Source organism: Sporosarcina sp. P34 (assembly GCF_002743375.1).
Lineage (GTDB): Bacteria > Bacillota > Bacilli > Bacillales_A > Planococcaceae > Sporosarcina.
On the sequence record NZ_PDZC01000002.1, the window covers coordinates 102,807 to 119,926 of the forward strand.

Here is a 17,120-nt window from a genome sequence, read left to right on the forward strand (position 1 = left end):
CTTTTTGAATTTCTACTTTTATATACGTAACAACTGTAAAAACGTTTCACTCTCATCGATCATATCATATTCACGACAAAAAAAATCCGGGCTGCTATAATGCAAGCCCGGATTTTATACATTTTATTCTTAGCGTTCTGAACGATTGCTACTGCTGCGTCTTGATCCGCCATCTCTTCTTGCGCCATCGCGAGGTCCGCTACTACGTCTAGTTGATCCGCCAGCTGATGAACTTCTGCCGCGTCCTCCTTGAGAACGTCCGCCACCACTACGATTACCGCCTTTATAGCCGCCACCAGAACGTGATGAAGATGGTCTGCGTGAAGGTAGTGGTCGCTCTTCTGAAATAGTTACAGGAGTCTCGTCAACACTCTTAGTCAATGACTTAAGTGCTGCCGCCACAACTTCTTTCGCGTCATGTTTCTCAAGCAATTGTGCTGCTAATCCAGCATAATCCTCTGAATTGTTCTGTTCAATTACTTCCACCAAGGAATCCACTGCATTTTTCTTCTGTTCAAGCAATGCCTCGTCAGAAGTTGGTGGGCGTAATGGAGTCATACGCTTCTTAGTCGTTTCCTCAACGATACGAAGGTAACCCATTTCACGTGGTGTTACGAATGTAACAGCCACTCCGTTTTTACCAGCACGGCCTGTACGACCGATACGGTGAACATAGCTCTCTGGATCTTGTGGAATGTCAAAGTTGTAAACGTGTGTTACGCCTGAGATATCCAATCCACGTGCCGCTACATCTGTCGCGACAAGTACATCGATTTTATTGTCTTTGAACTGACGTAAAACTGACATACGTTTTGCTTGTGTCAAGTCACCGTGAATACCTTCAGCGATATAACCACGGATACTTAATGCGTGAGCCAACTCGTCTACACGGCGTTTTGTACGTCCGAATACGATAGCTAGTTCAGGCTGTTGAACGTTCAACAATCTTGATAGCACATCAAATTTCTCACGTTCATGAGACTTTACGAAGAACTGTTCAATGTTCTCAACAGTCATTTCTTTTGATTTGATTTTCACCACTTCTGGGTTTTTCATGAAAGTTTCTGCAATTTTTCGGATTGGAGCAGGCATAGTCGCTGAGAATAGCAACGTTTGACGCTCGGCCGGTACGCTTGCGAGAATTGTATTGATATCTTCGATGAATCCCATGTTCAACATTTCATCTGCTTCGTCCAAAACGAGTGTTTGAACGTGATCAAGCTTCAATGTTTTACGGTTGATATGATCCAAAATACGTCCCGGTGTACCGACTACGATGTTTGGATTATTACGAAGCGCACGGATTTGACGTCCGATTTCTTGTCCGCCATAAACAGAGAGAACCTTCGCACGGCTACCGTAGCCGACTTTATAAATTTCTTCTGATACTTGGATTGCCAATTCACGAGTTGGTGCGATGACCAGCGCTTGAACCGCAGTACTCTTTGGATCCAACTTTTCAATGATCGGAATACCAAATGCTGCTGTTTTACCAGTACCTGTTTGTGCTTGCCCGATTACATCGCGGCCTTCCATACCAAAAGTGATTGTACCTTCTTGGATTGGTGTTGCCTCTTCAAACCCCATGCGTAGCAAAGCTTTTTGTGTTGTTTCGCTAATATTTAATTCTGAAAACTTCGTCAAAATATTCATTCTCCTTTATTTCTCCATTTGACAATTGGTTACATCTGCAAATGAAAGCGCGGCAAATTCGAGCCATGTACTTTGAAAGTTGGGAGCGTTTCCGATATATCCATCTCTGGTTTGTTAAAAGAATCTTCTAGAAGGATTCTTGTGGTTGAGAGGGGTCATATCAATTACACTTATCGTAATTGCGTCCAGATTTTTATACAGCACAATGTAAAACCCGTGACATACAAGGAAAGCTCGGTCCTTGCCGAGCGGTGAAAACAGCAAATCATTGCTAGTCTGCCTATTATTCACCGTTTTATTCAAAAAAAAGTACTCTCCGTATAATATAACGGAAGAGTGCTGTGTAAATGTATCCAATTCCTTTGATCATTCTACCATGGCTTACACAAGACTGCAACGAATCCGCTTAAGTTCCATTAATCAGTCTTCGTGCATGAATTGCAGCACTTTCGGGAACCATACATGGCGATCTTCGCTATAACAAATATGATGTTTGCCATTCTTCGAATAAATCAAGTGTTTTTCTTTTGATCCAAGTTGTTCGTATAATAACTTCGCTGTAAATGCGGGAACAATTCCATCTTGCTCCCCTTGCACGATAAAAACAGGCGTTTTGACTTGGTGATAATACCGCTGCACTAAGCGAACGACGCGTAAAAACTCTATTGCTACACGAATAGGTGTATTTGTGAGCTTATAATTATACAGATGATAAAACGAGTCTGATGGATAACTCCTACGTATAAAGGACCTGATCATGATTCCCGCATCTCCCAATAAAATACGCGGACTAATATATTTCGCCGCAGCACTTAGTAGAATTAGCTTTTTTATCGGATAGCGCAGTGCCAAATACATAGCAATCAAGCCCCCCATCGAGAAGCCGACGACTATGACGTCATCTACTTCTTTCTGTAGTTTTCGTAATGCTAATTCTGCCCCCATCATCCAGGACTTGGCGGAGCCTTTCTGTACGCCTAGATCCATTTCATGCCCCGGTAAAACAGGCACTACTATTTTCCAATTGGTGTGATTCTCTAGAAATCTTTTGAACGGTGCGATTTCAAAAGGACCGCCCGTGAATCCGTGAATGATGAGAACGCCTGTTGTCACAACTTTTCCTCTGCGAGTATCTCTATAATCCGTTCCAGTTTCATTCCTCTAGACCCTTTAAACAACACCACTGTCTGATCCGTTAGTTTTGGGCGCAACGCATCCGCAAGCAATACCGTGTCATTCGCAGTCCACATAATTTCACCAGGGTAATCCTTCAACTGGTTTGACAACCACTTCATACGGGGTCCAAATAGCGCAATCCCACTTACATTCATAGTATTCAATTCCTCCGCGAGCTCTTCGTGGTAGCGCTGTTCGTCAGTACCAAGCTCTAGCATATCCCCAAGGACAAGCCACTTGTTTTGTTTGACTGACGTTTCATCAATAAAACGGAACGCCGCACGCATGGAAGTGGGCGCAGCATTGTATGCATCATTAATGAGTAATGAACCGTTTTTCCCCGCTATAGGTTGCATGCGCATATCCGTTAATGTAGTTTCACTCAATGACTCTTCAATTTGTTTTTCTGTTAGACCTAATTCTTTTGCGATTATAATCGCGGCTAGTGCATTCTTCACTTGATGAGAACCGTAAACCGGAATGGTAAACTGCCCATCAAGCTTACCTGTTACAGTGAATGCACTACCTTTATCGGTAGATATAATTTGTTGCGCAGTCAAATCAGCCTGTTCATAACCGAATGACACACTTCGCAAACTTGACTGTTGTTGTACTAACTCTTTTAGTAACGGTTCATCACCATCGTAAAGCAACATACCACCACTCACCAGACCGTCGATGATTTCAAACTTTGCCTTTGCAATCCCTTCGCGTGAACCTAGGTCTTGCATGTGTGCCTCACCAATATTAGTTATGACTGTAAACTGTGGTTTAGCAAGCGTTGAAAGAAATGAAATTTCTCCAAAGCCGCTCATCCCCATTTCAAGAATAGCGACTTCTGTGTCATCTTCAACAGATAATAACGTCAATGGTAGGCCAAGCTCATTATTGAAGTTGCCTTCCGTTTTCTTGACCTTGCGATAAGGTGACAATACCCCTGCAATCAGATCCTTAGTCGACGTTTTACCATTCGACCCTGTGACTCCGATGACAGTACACCTTAATTCACTTCGGTAGCTACGGGCCATTTGCTGTAATGCGAGCTCTGAATCCTCGACGAATAGAAGAGGTAGACCTGCCGGTGGATTAGGTTCATCTTTTAGCCAAAGCGACGCGATTGCACCTTGCTCAATCGCCCCTTTGACGTATTGATGACCATTTACTTGTTCACCTCTAAAAGGGATGAACAAGTCCCCCGCTTTCACATTCCGTGAATCGATGCAGACGCCTGTCACTTGTTGCTCTGCGATATGCTGCCCTTCTGCCTGAAGCCATTGCTGGATCGTTGATAGATTTCGTTTCACGTTTCTTCCTCCACTCAGTCCATTGTATATTGTAATTGTTGTTTTTCTGTATGACGTTCTACTGCCAGCTCAATTAACTGATCAATTAATTCTGGATAAGTCAATCCAGACTTTTGCCACAGTAATGGGAACATACTTGTCGGTGTGAAGCCAGGTAATGTATTTACTTCATTGATCAATACTTCGTTGTCTGCCGTGACGAAAAAGTCTGCTCGTACGAGTCCTGAACAGTCGAGAACTTTAAATGCACGGATTGCCATATCTTTCATATGTTCAGCAACTGCATTTGGCACTTCAGCTGGAATAGATAACTCTGTGCTTTGGTCTTTATATTTCGCTTCATAGTCGTAAAAGTCAGCAACCGGACGGATTTCTCCTGCTACCGATACTTCAGGATGGTCGTTACCCAGAACCGCCATTTCAATCTCACGTGCCACAATTCCTTGCTCCACAATAATTTTTCGGTCAAACTTCAATGCTAGCTCAATCGCTTTTTGGAGCGACTCGCGATCATCCGCTTTACTAATACCTACACTCGATCCAAGGTTGGCCGGTTTGACGAACATTGGATATGTAAGTTCGTGTTCCGCTTGATCTAATAGTTGCTCAGCATGTTCTTTCCACGTACTGCGAATGAAATGGACATATGCAACTTGTGCCAACCCAGCCTGTGCGAATAATTGTTTCATGATGACTTTATCCATACCTGCTGAAGAAGCGAGCACTCCGTTCCCTGCGTATGGAATATTTAAGACTTCAAATAATCCTTGTACTGTTCCGTCTTCTCCGTTCGTTCCGTGAAGAAGCGGCAAAACAACATCAGGCATATCTCCATGCAAAAAACTTTCAATATGATCGGGCTGTGGTTGTTCACTTTTCAGACGTAGTGCCTCAATCTCCGTAACCGGTCCAGTCAACGGTTCCCCTTTTAGCCATTCCCCTTGCATCGTAATATAGATTGGTAATACTTCATATTTACTTAAATCAACCGCCTCTGTTACTGCGCGCGCCGTAGAAAGCGACACTTCATGCTCCGCGGATTTCCCGCCATATACTAAACCTAACCGTCTTTTCATGTAATCTCCTCACATTCCGTAGTTTTCATTCATACAGTTTACCATGAACAGTGCCAATTCATGAATGAAAAACCAACGTTCTCCACTCTTTTTCCTTTTCGTAGAAACCAATCATTTCACAACTCGTCTATTAATGGGTGTACTTCTTAAAAAGTTTTGCGATATAATAGGTAATTATAATAAGAGAATACTAGCTTAAGAAAAGGTGATTTCATAATTGAAACAATCAAACAGGCTAGGTGAACGATTCGACTGGACACTTGCCTTTATCATTTTACTTTTCGCGATTGTCAGTTTTTTCGTCATTGGATCCGCTCAAACCTCTGAGCAATATACACAGAACTTCGTTTTAAAACAAGTGAGATGGTATATACTCGGTTCTTTCATCGTAGCAATGGTCATGTATTTTGAACCCGATCAATATAAAAAGTTCGCTTGGTATTTCTATGGCTTCGGTATTTTCTTGTTGATTTTTCTCATGTTGGCGCCCGGCGGTCCAGGGCAAATTGCAGAAATGCGCTATAGCGCAAAACGTTGGTTGCATTTACCCGTCATTGGGACAATCCAGCCTGCCGAGTTCATTAAGACATTCTTTATTATCGGACTTGCCAAGTTGGTCAGCACACATAACGAACGCTCGTTAAATAGAACGTATACGACGGATCTACTGTTGCTTGGTAAAATTGCGCTAATGCTTGTCGTTCCGTTGTTTCTCATCATGAAGCAGCCCGACCTTGGAACTTCACTCGTCTTCATTTCGATTACCGCTGCTATCGTCATCGTGTCCGGTATCTCATGGAAATTACTCGTACCTATCTTTGCATTAGGAGCCGCAGCCGCGGGAGGCGTGCTGTGGATGTCACTATTCGCACAAGACTTGCTCGATAAATTCGGGTTTTCACCTTATCAGTTCAAACGTGTCTATTCTTGGCTCGACCCTTACTCTTATCCAACAGATGAAGGGTACAACTTGATTACGGCAATGACCGCAATAGGCTCAGGACAACTGACGGGTAAAGGTTTTCTGGAGCGGGTTGTATACATCCCTGAGAACCATACGGACTTTATCTTCAGTGTAATAGGAGAAGAATATGGTTTTATCGGTGCTTGTGTAGTTATCACACTGTATTTCATTTTAATTTACCATTTAACGAAAGTTGCTCTTTCTTTGCACGATCCGTTCAGTGTGTATGTTTGTACGGGTATCATTGCGATGATTGCGTTCCACGTATTTGAAAATATCGGAATGAATATACAGCTGTTACCTATCACAGGTATCCCTCTTCCATTTATCAGTTATGGGGGAAGTTCCTTATTCAGTAATCTGTTAGCAATCGGCTTGATCTTTAGTATGAAGTTCCATCAGCGAACGTATTTATTCGACGCGGATGACACTGACTAACATCAAACGAATCTGACTCCCTTTCCGAGCAGTCACAAATTGTGTAGAATGTATAGGAAAGGGAGGTTTTTTTATGTCGACTTTACCAAATTGTCCGAAGTGTCAATCTGAATACGTATATGAAGATGGAAACCTTCTTGTTTGTCCAGAGTGTGCCTATGAATGGATGCCTGGATCGACGGAAGAACACGATCAAACAGATATGCTAGAGATTAGGGACGCAAATGGAAACGTGTTACAAGATGGAGATTCTGTAACGGTCATTAAAGATTTAAAAGTAAAAGGAAGTTCCAATGCATTGAAAATGGGGACGAAAGTGAAAAGTATTCGCTTAGTCGATGGTGACCATAATATTGATTGTAAGATCGACGGATTTGGCGCCATGCAATTAAAGTCGGAGTTTGTGAAGAAAATTTAACACATCCACTGACGCGAAAAGCTCACTCCTGAATATAATCAGGGGTGAGCTTTTCGTATGGTCTTTTATTTAATTAGCTTGAACGGGTGGTGATTGTACGGCAGGCGTCAATGCTTGCAACATATCACTTCTGGATTTTGTGAGTTTTGCGGAAACACCAAGCTTCGCCAAGTTGGAAATAATTTTCTTGAAATCCATTTCTTTAGCCACTTCTTCCACCTCAACCTTCCTAGTCAGTTATATAGACGTTTTATTGCTCATGAAGTTCTATATTTTTAAAATGTATTATGGTCCTTAGTATACCACGCTAACCACCTTTTAAATCTTTCTTTTTTGTTACATTTTCACCTTTTTGGTAAGTTTAAAACTCCAATACGTAAAAATGGATATTTTGACATACCCCCCACACGTATATTAAAATGAATATATATGAAAGGTGGTGGATATCAAGTGGCGTTACTACCTGAAGATCCTTCTCTGGATACAGTAGAAACTTCTTGTCGCAAGAGTCATCATCCGGAAGAAATTAAGACGAACTTGAGCCATCGTCTAAACCGTATTGAAGGTCAGATACGAGGCATCAAAGGTATGATAGAGCGCGATGTTTATTGTGATGATATTATTACTCAACTATCTGCTACACAATCTGCTTTAAACAGTGTGGCAAATGTTTTGTTGGACGGACACTTAAAAGGCTGTGTCAAAAATCGATTAGCTAAAGGCGATGAAGAGGTCTTAGATGAACTGGCTAAGACTATAGCTAAATTAATTAGAAAATAGGAGGAATTATAGATGACCACAACTACTTTGAATGTCAAAGGGATGACATGCAATCACTGTGTACAAGCAGTAGAAGGTACATTAACGGAATTACCAGGAGTTGAACGTGCTTTGGTTGATTTGAAAGCAAATAGTGTAGCCGTGCAGTTTGACGAATCTGTTGTAACCATTGAAAAAATGACAGTAGCCATTGAAGATCAAGGATATGATGTCGAAGCGTAACAAGAAAGGTGACCAACATCATGAATGAGCAAAAAAAAGAAATTGCTATTACAGGGATGACGTGTGTCGCTTGTGCTAACCGCATTGAAAAAGGATTACAGCAAATGGAAGGTGTATCGGCAGCTACTGTCAATTTCGCTACGGAAAAAGCAGTAGTGACATTTGATGCCAACCAAATCAGATTAACTGAAGTGGAAGAGCGAATTCAAAAACTAGGTTATGACGTACTGATAGAAGAAGTAAACCTTAACATTCGCGGTATGACGTGCGCCGCTTGTTCAGCGCGAATTGAAAAAGTATTGTCGCGAATGCCAGGCATTCAATCCGCCACCGTCAACTTAGCACTTGAAACCGCTCATATAAACTATGATCCAGCCGCTTTAGAATTAGCAGATATCATGCAGAAGATCAAAAATATTGGTTATGAAGCATCACTCCGTATAGAAGAATCGGATGACCAAACAGATTATCGACGAAAAGACATTGATGAAAAGATGCGCAAGGTAATTTTTTCATCCATCCTATCATTACCACTTTTGTGGACCATGTTTGCACATTTTTCCTTTACTTCTTGGATGTATGTGCCCGAAATTTTCATGGATCCATATTTCCAATGGATACTAGCAACACCTGTTCAGTTTTGGATTGGGGCCATATTTTATAAAGGGGCATACGCAGCATTACGTAACGGTAGCGCCAATATGGACGTATTGGTTGTTCTTGGTACATCCGCTGCATATTTCTATTCGGTCTACCTTACGTTAACTGGTTATGCACTAGATCATGGCTTGTATTTCGAAACAAGTGCAGTTTTGATTACATTGATTTTATTAGGTAAATTATTCGAGGCACGCGCAAAAGGCCGGTCTTCAGATGCAATTAAAAACCTTATGAAATTGCAACCGCAAGTAGCTATTCTGGAGCGCAACGGAGAAGCCGTGGAAATATCCATTCATGAAGTAACTCACGGAGATATTCTCGTCATTCGACCAGGAGCTTCTATTCCCGTTGACGGACTGGTAGTATCCGGAGCCTCTGCAGTGGATGAATCAATGCTAACGGGCGAAAGTTTACCTGTCGATAAACAACAAGGCGATGAAGTGTTTGCTGCTACCGTGAACGCCAATGGTTCATTACGGATAAAAGCATCGAATGTCGGTAAAGACACGATGATTTCCACTATTATTCGCGTAGTAGAGGAAGCACAAGGTTCAAAAGCACCGATCCAGAGACTAGCTGACCAAATCTCTAGCGTGTTTGTACCTATCGTTGTAGGGATTGCGTTCATCACGCTCCTCATATGGTATTTCATAGTTGCACCTGGTGATTTCGAAGCTTCCTTAACAAGCATGATTGCTGTTTTAGTCATTGCCTGTCCATGCGCGCTTGGTCTTGCCACCCCTACTTCCATCATGGCAGGGTCAGGGCGGGCGGCCGAAAAAGGCGTGTTGTTTAAAACTGCCATAGCAATGGAACAAACTCAGTCACTCGATACAATTGTTTTTGATAAAACAGGAACCATTACAAAAGGTCTTCCAGAACTAACAGATTTCCACGTTCGCAATGAAAAACAGCGTATGTTATTACTGTCACTTGCTGCTGCAGCTGAAAGTGACTCCGAGCATCCAGTGGCAAAAGCCATTACGTCTCATGGGCTGCAGCACCTTTCTTCGCTACCTACCGTTGAGTCATTTGAAGCAATTCCCGGTTACGGAATTCAAACAATAATTGACGGACAAAACATTTTACTAGGAACGAGAAACCTACTTTCTCTTCATCACGTAGAATTTGATTCTACAATTGCTTCCGTAGAACAAATGGAAGGCGATGGCAAGACCGTCATGTTCATGGCGGTAGATGGTATACATGAAGCAATTATTGCCGTCGCAGATACAATTAAAGATACATCGAAGCAAGCAATCACTGAGCTTCGCGCGATGAATCTCGATGTCATCATGTTGACTGGTGATCAACGTATGACAGCTGAAGCGATTGCAAACACTGCAGGCATTGACCATGTCATTGCAGGCGTATTGCCAGACCGTAAAGCAGAGGTCATCCGCGCCTTACAAGCTGAAGGTAAGCGCGTAGCTATGGTTGGTGACGGTATAAACGATGCCCCCGCTCTTGCGGTAGCCGATATTGGTATGGCAATGGGTACCGGCACAGCGGTCGCGATGGAGGCGGCTGACATAACACTTATGCATGGTGATTTATTGCGTGTAGTGGATACACTGAAAATGAGTGAGTTGACGGTCAAGAATATTAAGCAGAACTTGTTCTGGGCGCTGGCGTATAATTCAATCGGTATACCGATTGCTGCGGCCGGTTTGTTAGCTCCTTGGTTAGCAGGGGCTGCAATGGCGTTTAGTTCAGTATCTGTTGTATTGAACGCTTTACGTTTGCAGCGCGTGAAATTGCATTAAGAAAAGTATAGAGCTGTCTGAGGAATCGTAAATGACTTCCAAAGGCAGTCTTTTTCTATTGTTTAGTTAGTACCCAATAAAATACATAGGAAAGCCACAATTTGAGGAGGAATTTCGATTCCTAGCCATGCAAATGAGTACGCCATACTGTTGTAAGGTAGGATAGCTATCAATTTTGGATTTGATTATGAAATTAAACTGCATTCTACTTGAACTAAAACAAACAAAACCATCATTACACACTCTCACCAGTAAATAGTTTGCATCCTTCCACTTTAAAATTGGAAGTGATGCAGAAGACAGCTGAAGCCATACACCCTCTCGCAGATACAAAGACACTCTTCACTCTCTTCTACCCAGCTGTGACTTGAATGCTCACCTTATTCATCGTACGATGAGAAAGAAACTATTCATTCAGAAAGCAGGTTACACATGAAGAAAACGATCTTATTATTAATGTCCGTCCAGTTCTTCGTTTATCTTGGCTTCGGCATCATTATCCCTATTCTACCCGAGGTTATACTCGCTGAAGGCTTTTCGAAAGTGCATGTTGGTGGCTTGCTAACGATTTATGCCTTGTCTTCATTTTTCACTGCACCGTTATGGGGCGCGCTGTCTGACCGCATGGGTAGAAAGAAACTGATTATGATTGGATTACTTGGCTTTAGCGCCAGTTTCTTTTTATTCGCGGCATTCATGCACCATATTGTATTGCTCTACGTTTCACGTGTAGTAGGGGGTATTTTCTCAGGCGCGCTGTATACGGCCGTAACGGGTTTTGTCGCTGATATCACGACTGAGGAGAATCGTAATAAATATATGGGTTTGCTCGGTATGTCAATCGGTCTGGGCTTTATTTTCGGCCCAGCAATTGGTGGTATTCTTGGTGACGTTCATTTGCAATTACCATTCATCGCTTCTGGTGCTTTAACGTTATTATTAGGAGTGTACGCTATGATTGTTCTGAAAGAGCCAAAACGTCATAGTGAAGGAAATAAACGGACGATTATTCCTAAAGGAGCCTCTACTCTGTGGACGTATCGTATTCGTTATCTATTTATCACTTCATTCATTATTACTTTTTTACTTGCTGGTGTGGAAGCTACATTCCAACTCTTTCAAATAGATAAAATTCAAATCACGCCATTGCAACTTGGGTATTTGTTTATGGCTAGTGGCTTAGTAGATGCAGCCATTCAAGGCGGTGTGGTACGACGTGTCAAAAATGGAATGGAAACTTCATGGATTATCGTTGCGCAAGTCGTTACGGCAATTGGACTTATACTTATTCCATTTTCCACAAATCTGCTTTGGGCCGGTTTTGCGATGAGCGTATTCACTGCTGGTAACGCATTAGTTCGGACAGTACTTGTATCTCTTACAACGAAAGAATCAGGTGGTATGTACGGTACTGCGGCAGGTCTCTCATACTCGATGGATAATATGGGACGTATTATTGGACCTTTGCTATTTACGTGGGTATTCACAATGCAGGCAGGAAATATGTACTTTGTTTCTGCCATCATAGCTCTACTATCCATAGGACTCGTATTTATTTTCCGGAAATCTACACGCTCTTTGCGAAACACAACAGATCCAATTGTTTAATATAAAGCGTGAGAAGCTTCATCTTACATTATAAATAGGTTATTTATTCGCAACTCCGTTATACTAAATGAATAGTATATACCCTATGGGAGGAAGCATATGACGCAAGTTATTAGTTTGATTATCACAAGCACGTTAATTGTTAATATATTTCTCGCCATTGCTTTAATATTTTTAGAGCGTCGGGATCCTACAAGTACTTGGGCATGGCTCCTCGTGCTGTTCTTTGTTCCGATTTTAGGTTTCATTGTCTATTTATTACTCGGCCGCCAATTGCGTGAAAAGCACTTATTCCGTTGGGAAGGTAGGAGTAAGATCGGTATTGAAAAGCTGATTAATTATCAACTCGAGGCTATAGAAAATGAGACGTTTGAGTTTCTAAAGACCGATACGGAAGAATATGACGATATGATTTATTTACATTTACGTAATAATCATTCCGTCTTAACACAAGATAATGATGTGAAGGTATATACGGATGGTCATGATAAATTCGATGCATTACTGGAAGACTTAGAAAACGCTCGTGATCATATCCATATTCAGTATTATATTTTCCGACAGGATGGAATAGGAAAGCAGATTGAAAAGATTCTAATCAGTAAAGCGAAATCGGGTGTAAAAGTCCGGATGCTGTTCGACGATATTGGTTCACGTGGTTTGCATGTGAAGAATTTTCATGAATTACTCGATAGCGGGGGTGAAGTAGCAGCGTTCTTCCCCGCCTTACTACCATTGATCAATCCACGTTTAAATTACCGGAACCATAGGAAAATTGTAATTGTCGATGGGCGAATTGGTTACATCGGTGGATTTAACGTAGGGGATGAATATTTGGGTCTTAGCAAGAAATTTGGTTACTGGCGCGATACCCATCTCCGAATAGAGGGAAGTGCAGTTCATCCATTACAAACGCGCTTTATACTCGATTGGAATCAAGCTTCTCCTAAAACGAATATTCAATACAATGAACGATTTTTCCCAGCGATTCCTCGCAAAGGGGATGTCGGCTTGCAGATTGTGTCTAGCGGACCTGATTCGGAGTGGGAAGATATTAAAGATGGCTATTTGAAAATGATATTTTTGGCAAAAGACTACATCTATATTCAGACGCCTTATTTTATTCCGGATACGAGTATGCTTGATGCACTTCGGATCGCGTGTCTATCAGGTGTAGACGTGCGAATTATGATTCCTAATAAGCCGGATCATATGTTTGTTTACTGGGCGACTTATTCGAATGTCGGTATTTTATTAAAAGCTGGAGCGAGAATATATATTTATGAAAATGGTTTTATCCATGCTAAGCAAATCGTAGTGGATGATAAAGTATCGTCTGTTGGGACCGCAAATATAGACGTTCGTAGTTTCCGCTTGAATTTCGAAGTAAATGCTTTCATATATGATCGGGAAAAATCACATGAGTTGGCAGAGATTTTTGAAGAAGATATTCAAAACTCAACCGAACTGACACTAGATGCTTATTTGGAGCGTGAACGATTGATTAAAGTGAAGGAATCCATCTCACGCTTACTTTCCCCCATCTTATAAGCCAAACAGCCGACAGAAGATCCTGATCTTCTATCGGCTGTTTTTACTGTATACCCAAATATTCTTCTAGAGTAATGCCACGTTTAAATAGTTGTTCAGCTTGATCTTTTCCGATATACCGATAGTGCCAAGATTCATGCATGTAACCAGTCATTTCTTCTTTCCCTTTAGGATAGCGAAGGATAAATCCGAATCGATGGGCATTGGCAGCAAGCCACTTAGCCGCTTCCGTATCACCGAACGAATTCGACGCCCAATGTTTTTCATGATTGACTTCACCGATATCAAATGCGAGCCCTGTCTGATGCTCCGAATAGCCAGGACGTGCACTATAACGATCGGCCGCTTCTTGCCCGTCTCTCTCCACATAACGGTTGTATAAGATGGCTTGATATTCATACGAACGATACGTACTGAACGCCTGCAGATTAATGCCCGATATAACGGCTTCTGCTGCTAACTCATTGAACGCTTCTCTTGCTTCTGCGCTTTCTCCAGGGGCATAGTCTTTCGGTAAAGGATAGTGTTTATTGACAAGCAATACACCTTTAATGAGCTTCGGTTCTTTAGGTAACTTCTGCCCTTTTATATAACCAGTAGGATTGGAAGGTTTTATTGGTTTTTGTGGCACTGCTTGCCCTATAGACTTTTCTTCTGGTATTTCTTCTCTGATTAATGGATCTTCTGGCTTTCGAAGTGGCTCTTCACTCGGCATGTCTGAAGGGGATGTATTTTCCTGGCTACGCTTTGTCGGACCCGTACTCTCTGAATCCGAAGGCCCTTCTATTTCTAGAAAGTCCGCTGCTGATTCTGATCCATTTTGAATATTATCAACCGCTTTTTCTACACTCCAGCCGTTCGTTCCTATCCATAACACACTACCCGAAAGGATAATTAAGAGAAGAACAATCCCACCATTTATCCATTTGTTTTTCCGCCTACGCTTCTTGGCGGAATATTCATCGTTTTTATTTCTCATGCTATACCCTGCTTTCTTTCTAAATCGCTTATTACACTATCAGTCTATTGTAGATCCAAATTATGCTCTGTTTCAAACTACGTATTCTAGTGTATCACCATTTTTCTTTTTCGTCTGTCTATGCTAATATTTACGTAACTTAAGATTCAGTCAGTATTGTGAGGTAGTGCATGTGAATAATCAACGCTGGCTCTCGATGAGCTTTTTTATATTTTTCTTTACATGGGGAATTTTTTTACCTTATTGGACAGGTTGGCTGACTTCGGCAAAAGGTCTTTCGGTAACACAGGCCAGTCTCATGATGGGGGTCGGGATGATCGTTAGGTCTTTTTCTACATTCTTCCTGTTTCCATACGCTACACGAAATATGTCACTCCTGCGTGTTATACGTTGGACTATCTTTTTATCCTTCGTTCTCGCGCTTGCTTATCTTCCCGAAAGTCCTTTTGCGATTCTATTTGGATTGACGGTTTTATTCAACTCCATTTATCCTATCATCCTTCCGAGCGTGGAAAGTGGTGCATCTTTATTGATGCAACATGGACAAATCCATTATGGCAAGAGCCGCTCATTCGGTTCAATCGGCTACACTGTCGCCTTGCTTTTAATCGGTACGGTAACGGCAATCTGGAGTGAGCAAGCCATTTTGTATATGATGATCATCGGACTCGGTATGGGCTTGATATTTTCCTTTCAATCCGTTCCTATCGTATTGCAAAACCATCCAGTTGCAGATTCTATAGCACAAAAGGGTCAACTGCGGGCTTTATTCGCCAATAAATCGTTTGTAATCGTCTTATTTATTGCAATTTTACTGCAAGGCTCACATGCTTCGTATTATAACTATGGGTTTATCTTCTTGGATGACATGGGAATCAACGGTTTTTATATCGGATTGATCCTCAACATCGCAGTGCTGTTTGAAATCTTATTTTTCACGCAGGCGGATCGTTTGCTTACCGATGTTAGGACATCAACTATTTTCCTAATAGCCGCAATTGGTTCTTCCATTCGTTGGATTTCCATCTTTCTCTTTCCTATGACTAGTGTATTTATCGCAACACAAGTTCTCCACTCGGTATCATTCGGCATGGCGCATTTTGCATTCATTCAATACATATCAAAGAACGTGCCGCATCGTCTCATCGCTCCTGCGCAAGGTGTCTATGCAGCAGTGGCTCTGAGTCTCAGTATCGCGATTTTGACATTCCCTGCTGGATACTTATATGACCAGTCACCCCGCCTTGCATTCCTCACTATGGCTTTTTGTTCCATAGGAGCATTGACGGTAACTTTTGGAACAAGGCATCATATTTCTCATAAAATTGAATAAAAGGAAAGGCCGCTGTTTTAATTGCGGCCTTTCCTTTGTTTAAAATAGTAAGATGTACGCTAATGTTCCTATTGAACCTACTCCGAAACCTAGCGCCATCCAAAGCATCCATTTCGCTTCACGCATCAAACCTTCGTTTCTATACATAATGGTTCGTGCGGCATTGGTAAAGGTAAACATGATTAGCATGAACAAAATGGCGAATTCCAAATTTAACTTGATGATAAAGTACAGCGCTGCGGCGGCAGAAGCTGTAATTGCCAAGCCCATGATCCATTTCAATTTCATGCGACTCTTCCTCTCCATTGTCGGCAACAAAAAAAGCCGGTATGCACCAGCTTTCTGAGTACCTTACTTTTCTTCCGCTACTGGCGGTTCAACATGTTTAAAGTAAAATTTACGTCCAAGATACGTTTGGAAGATTAACAGTAATCCTCCGACTGCCCAATAGAGTGGTAATGCAGCCATTACAGTATACGAAATGAACATAATCATAATAGGTGACATGTAAATAAATAACTTCATTTGTTTCTGTTGCTGTTCAGGCATCGTCCACAATGACACCCGAGCTTGGACAAAGTACACAGCTCCGGCTACTAACATCATAATAATATCTGGTTCACCTAGTTTAAACCATAAGAATTCATGATTTTTCACTTCAGGTGGTGCATAAAGTATAGCAAAGTATAGGCCCATGATGATTGGCATTTGAATCACAAGCGGTAAACAACCCATGTTTAACGGATTGACTCCATGCTTAGAATACAATCCCATCATTTCCTGTTGAAGCTTCATTTGCTCTTCTTTATCCTGAGCTTCCTTAGATGCTTTCATACGCTTTTGGATATCTTCCATTTCTGGTCTTAATCCATCCATCTTTACCTTCATCTCTTGTTGAGATTTATAGTTCTTTAACATCAACGGCATCAAAACTACACGAATCGCTACGGTAATCAGTACGATCGCAAAGCCATAATTCCCATTGAACGCTTCCCCTAGATAATGAAGTAGCCAATCCATCGGTCTAACAAATGTACTGTAAAAAATACCTGTTTTGTTTTCCACGCCTGAACAACCGCTCAAAAATACAGCAGTAATTGCTAGTAAACTTACGAGTCCTATTCTTTTCTTCAATGATTTCACCTACGCTATCTCAAACTAAAGAAAAGTATACAGCAAACAGCGGTAAATT

General features: G+C 41.7%; 16 protein-coding genes. 8 read left to right on the forward strand and 8 right to left on the reverse strand.

The features are described 5' to 3' along the window. Positions 1–129: 129 nt before the first annotated feature. The 4 genes from cshA to CSV63_RS04360 all read right to left on the reverse strand — a co-directional run bounded on the left by cshA (position 130) and on the right by CSV63_RS04360 (position 5,209). Positions 130–1,644, reverse strand: coding sequence for a degradosome RNA helicase CshA (gene cshA / locus CSV63_RS04345; protein WP_099694738.1), 1,515 nt, complete (start codon positions 1,642–1,644; stop codon positions 130–132). 429 nt (positions 1,645–2,073) lie between these two features. Further along, positions 2,074–2,766, reverse strand: a complete 693-nt coding sequence (locus tag CSV63_RS04350) for an alpha/beta hydrolase (protein ID WP_099694739.1) — start codon at positions 2,764–2,766, stop codon at positions 2,074–2,076. Beyond that, a complete protein-coding gene (locus CSV63_RS04355; RefSeq protein WP_099694740.1) occupies positions 2,763–4,133 on the reverse strand; it encodes a UDP-N-acetylmuramoyl-tripeptide--D-alanyl-D-alanine ligase in 1,371 nt (456 codons plus the stop codon). Before CSV63_RS04355 ends, CSV63_RS04350 begins: the two co-directional genes overlap by 4 nt. A 14-nt stretch (positions 4,134–4,147) precedes the next feature. Further along, positions 4,148–5,209, reverse strand: coding sequence for a D-alanine--D-alanine ligase (locus tag CSV63_RS04360; protein WP_099694741.1), 1,062 nt, complete (start codon positions 5,207–5,209; stop codon positions 4,148–4,150). Positions 5,210–5,426: 217 nt separating this feature from the next. Here CSV63_RS04360 and CSV63_RS04365 point away from each other — a divergent pair, with 217 nt between their 5' ends. Both CSV63_RS04365 and CSV63_RS04370 read left to right on the forward strand, forming a co-directional pair. Then, on the forward strand, positions 5,427–6,611 hold the full coding sequence (locus CSV63_RS04365) for an FtsW/RodA/SpoVE family cell cycle protein (protein ID WP_099694742.1): 1,185 nt from the start codon (positions 5,427–5,429) through the stop codon (positions 6,609–6,611). Positions 6,612–6,684: 73 nt separating this feature from the next. Continuing rightward, entirely contained in the window at positions 6,685–7,029 is a 345-nt protein-coding gene (locus tag CSV63_RS04370; protein WP_099694743.1) for a zinc ribbon domain-containing protein YjdM, read from the forward strand. Between the two features lie 69 nt (positions 7,030–7,098). Here CSV63_RS04370 and CSV63_RS16440 read toward each other — a convergent pair whose 3' ends face one another. Continuing rightward, entirely contained in the window at positions 7,099–7,248 is a 150-nt protein-coding gene (locus tag CSV63_RS16440) for an Lmo0850 family protein (RefSeq protein WP_158233911.1), read from the reverse strand. Positions 7,249–7,479: 231 nt separating this feature from the next. Between CSV63_RS16440 and CSV63_RS04375 the strand changes: the two genes are divergently transcribed. The 5 genes from CSV63_RS04375 to cls all read left to right on the forward strand — a co-directional run bounded on the left by CSV63_RS04375 (position 7,480) and on the right by cls (position 13,616). Next, complete coding sequence (locus CSV63_RS04375) at positions 7,480–7,809, forward strand: metal-sensitive transcriptional regulator (protein ID WP_233191945.1); 330 nt, start codon at positions 7,480–7,482, stop codon at positions 7,807–7,809. Positions 7,810–7,821: 12 nt separating this feature from the next. Next, positions 7,822–8,031, forward strand: a complete 210-nt coding sequence (copZ, locus tag CSV63_RS04380; RefSeq protein ID WP_099694745.1) for a copper chaperone CopZ — start codon at positions 7,822–7,824, stop codon at positions 8,029–8,031. 20 nt (positions 8,032–8,051) lie between these two features. Further along, positions 8,052–10,457, forward strand: coding sequence for a heavy metal translocating P-type ATPase (locus CSV63_RS04385; RefSeq protein WP_099694746.1), 2,406 nt, complete (start codon positions 8,052–8,054; stop codon positions 10,455–10,457). A gap of 432 nt (positions 10,458–10,889) precedes the next feature. Continuing rightward, entirely contained in the window at positions 10,890–12,065 is a 1,176-nt protein-coding gene (locus CSV63_RS04390) for an MFS transporter (protein ID WP_099694747.1), read from the forward strand. 99 nt (positions 12,066–12,164) lie between these two features. After that, positions 12,165–13,616 (forward strand): cardiolipin synthase, encoded by a 1,452-nt coding sequence (gene cls, locus CSV63_RS04395; RefSeq protein ID WP_099694748.1) that lies wholly within the window; start codon positions 12,165–12,167, stop codon positions 13,614–13,616. Between the two features lie 43 nt (positions 13,617–13,659). On the opposite strand, the gene CSV63_RS04400 is transcribed toward cls, so the two are convergent. Beyond that, positions 13,660–14,595 (reverse strand): M15 family metallopeptidase, encoded by a 936-nt coding sequence (locus CSV63_RS04400; protein WP_099694749.1) that lies wholly within the window; start codon positions 14,593–14,595, stop codon positions 13,660–13,662. 172 nt (positions 14,596–14,767) lie between these two features. On the opposite strand from CSV63_RS04400, the gene CSV63_RS04405 reads away from it, so the two are divergent. Next, complete coding sequence (locus tag CSV63_RS04405; protein ID WP_099694750.1) at positions 14,768–15,928, forward strand: MFS transporter; 1,161 nt, start codon at positions 14,768–14,770, stop codon at positions 15,926–15,928. A 39-nt stretch (positions 15,929–15,967) separates the two neighbouring features. Here CSV63_RS04405 and CSV63_RS04410 read toward each other — a convergent pair whose 3' ends face one another. Together CSV63_RS04410 and yidC are read right to left on the reverse strand one after the other, a co-directional pair. Then, on the reverse strand, positions 15,968–16,216 hold the full coding sequence (locus CSV63_RS04410) for a hypothetical protein (protein WP_099694751.1): 249 nt from the start codon (positions 16,214–16,216) through the stop codon (positions 15,968–15,970). Between the two features lie 63 nt (positions 16,217–16,279). Continuing rightward, on the reverse strand, positions 16,280–17,062 hold the full coding sequence (gene yidC, locus CSV63_RS04415) for a membrane protein insertase YidC (protein WP_099635730.1): 783 nt from the start codon (positions 17,060–17,062) through the stop codon (positions 16,280–16,282). Positions 17,063–17,120 lie beyond the last annotated feature (58 nt).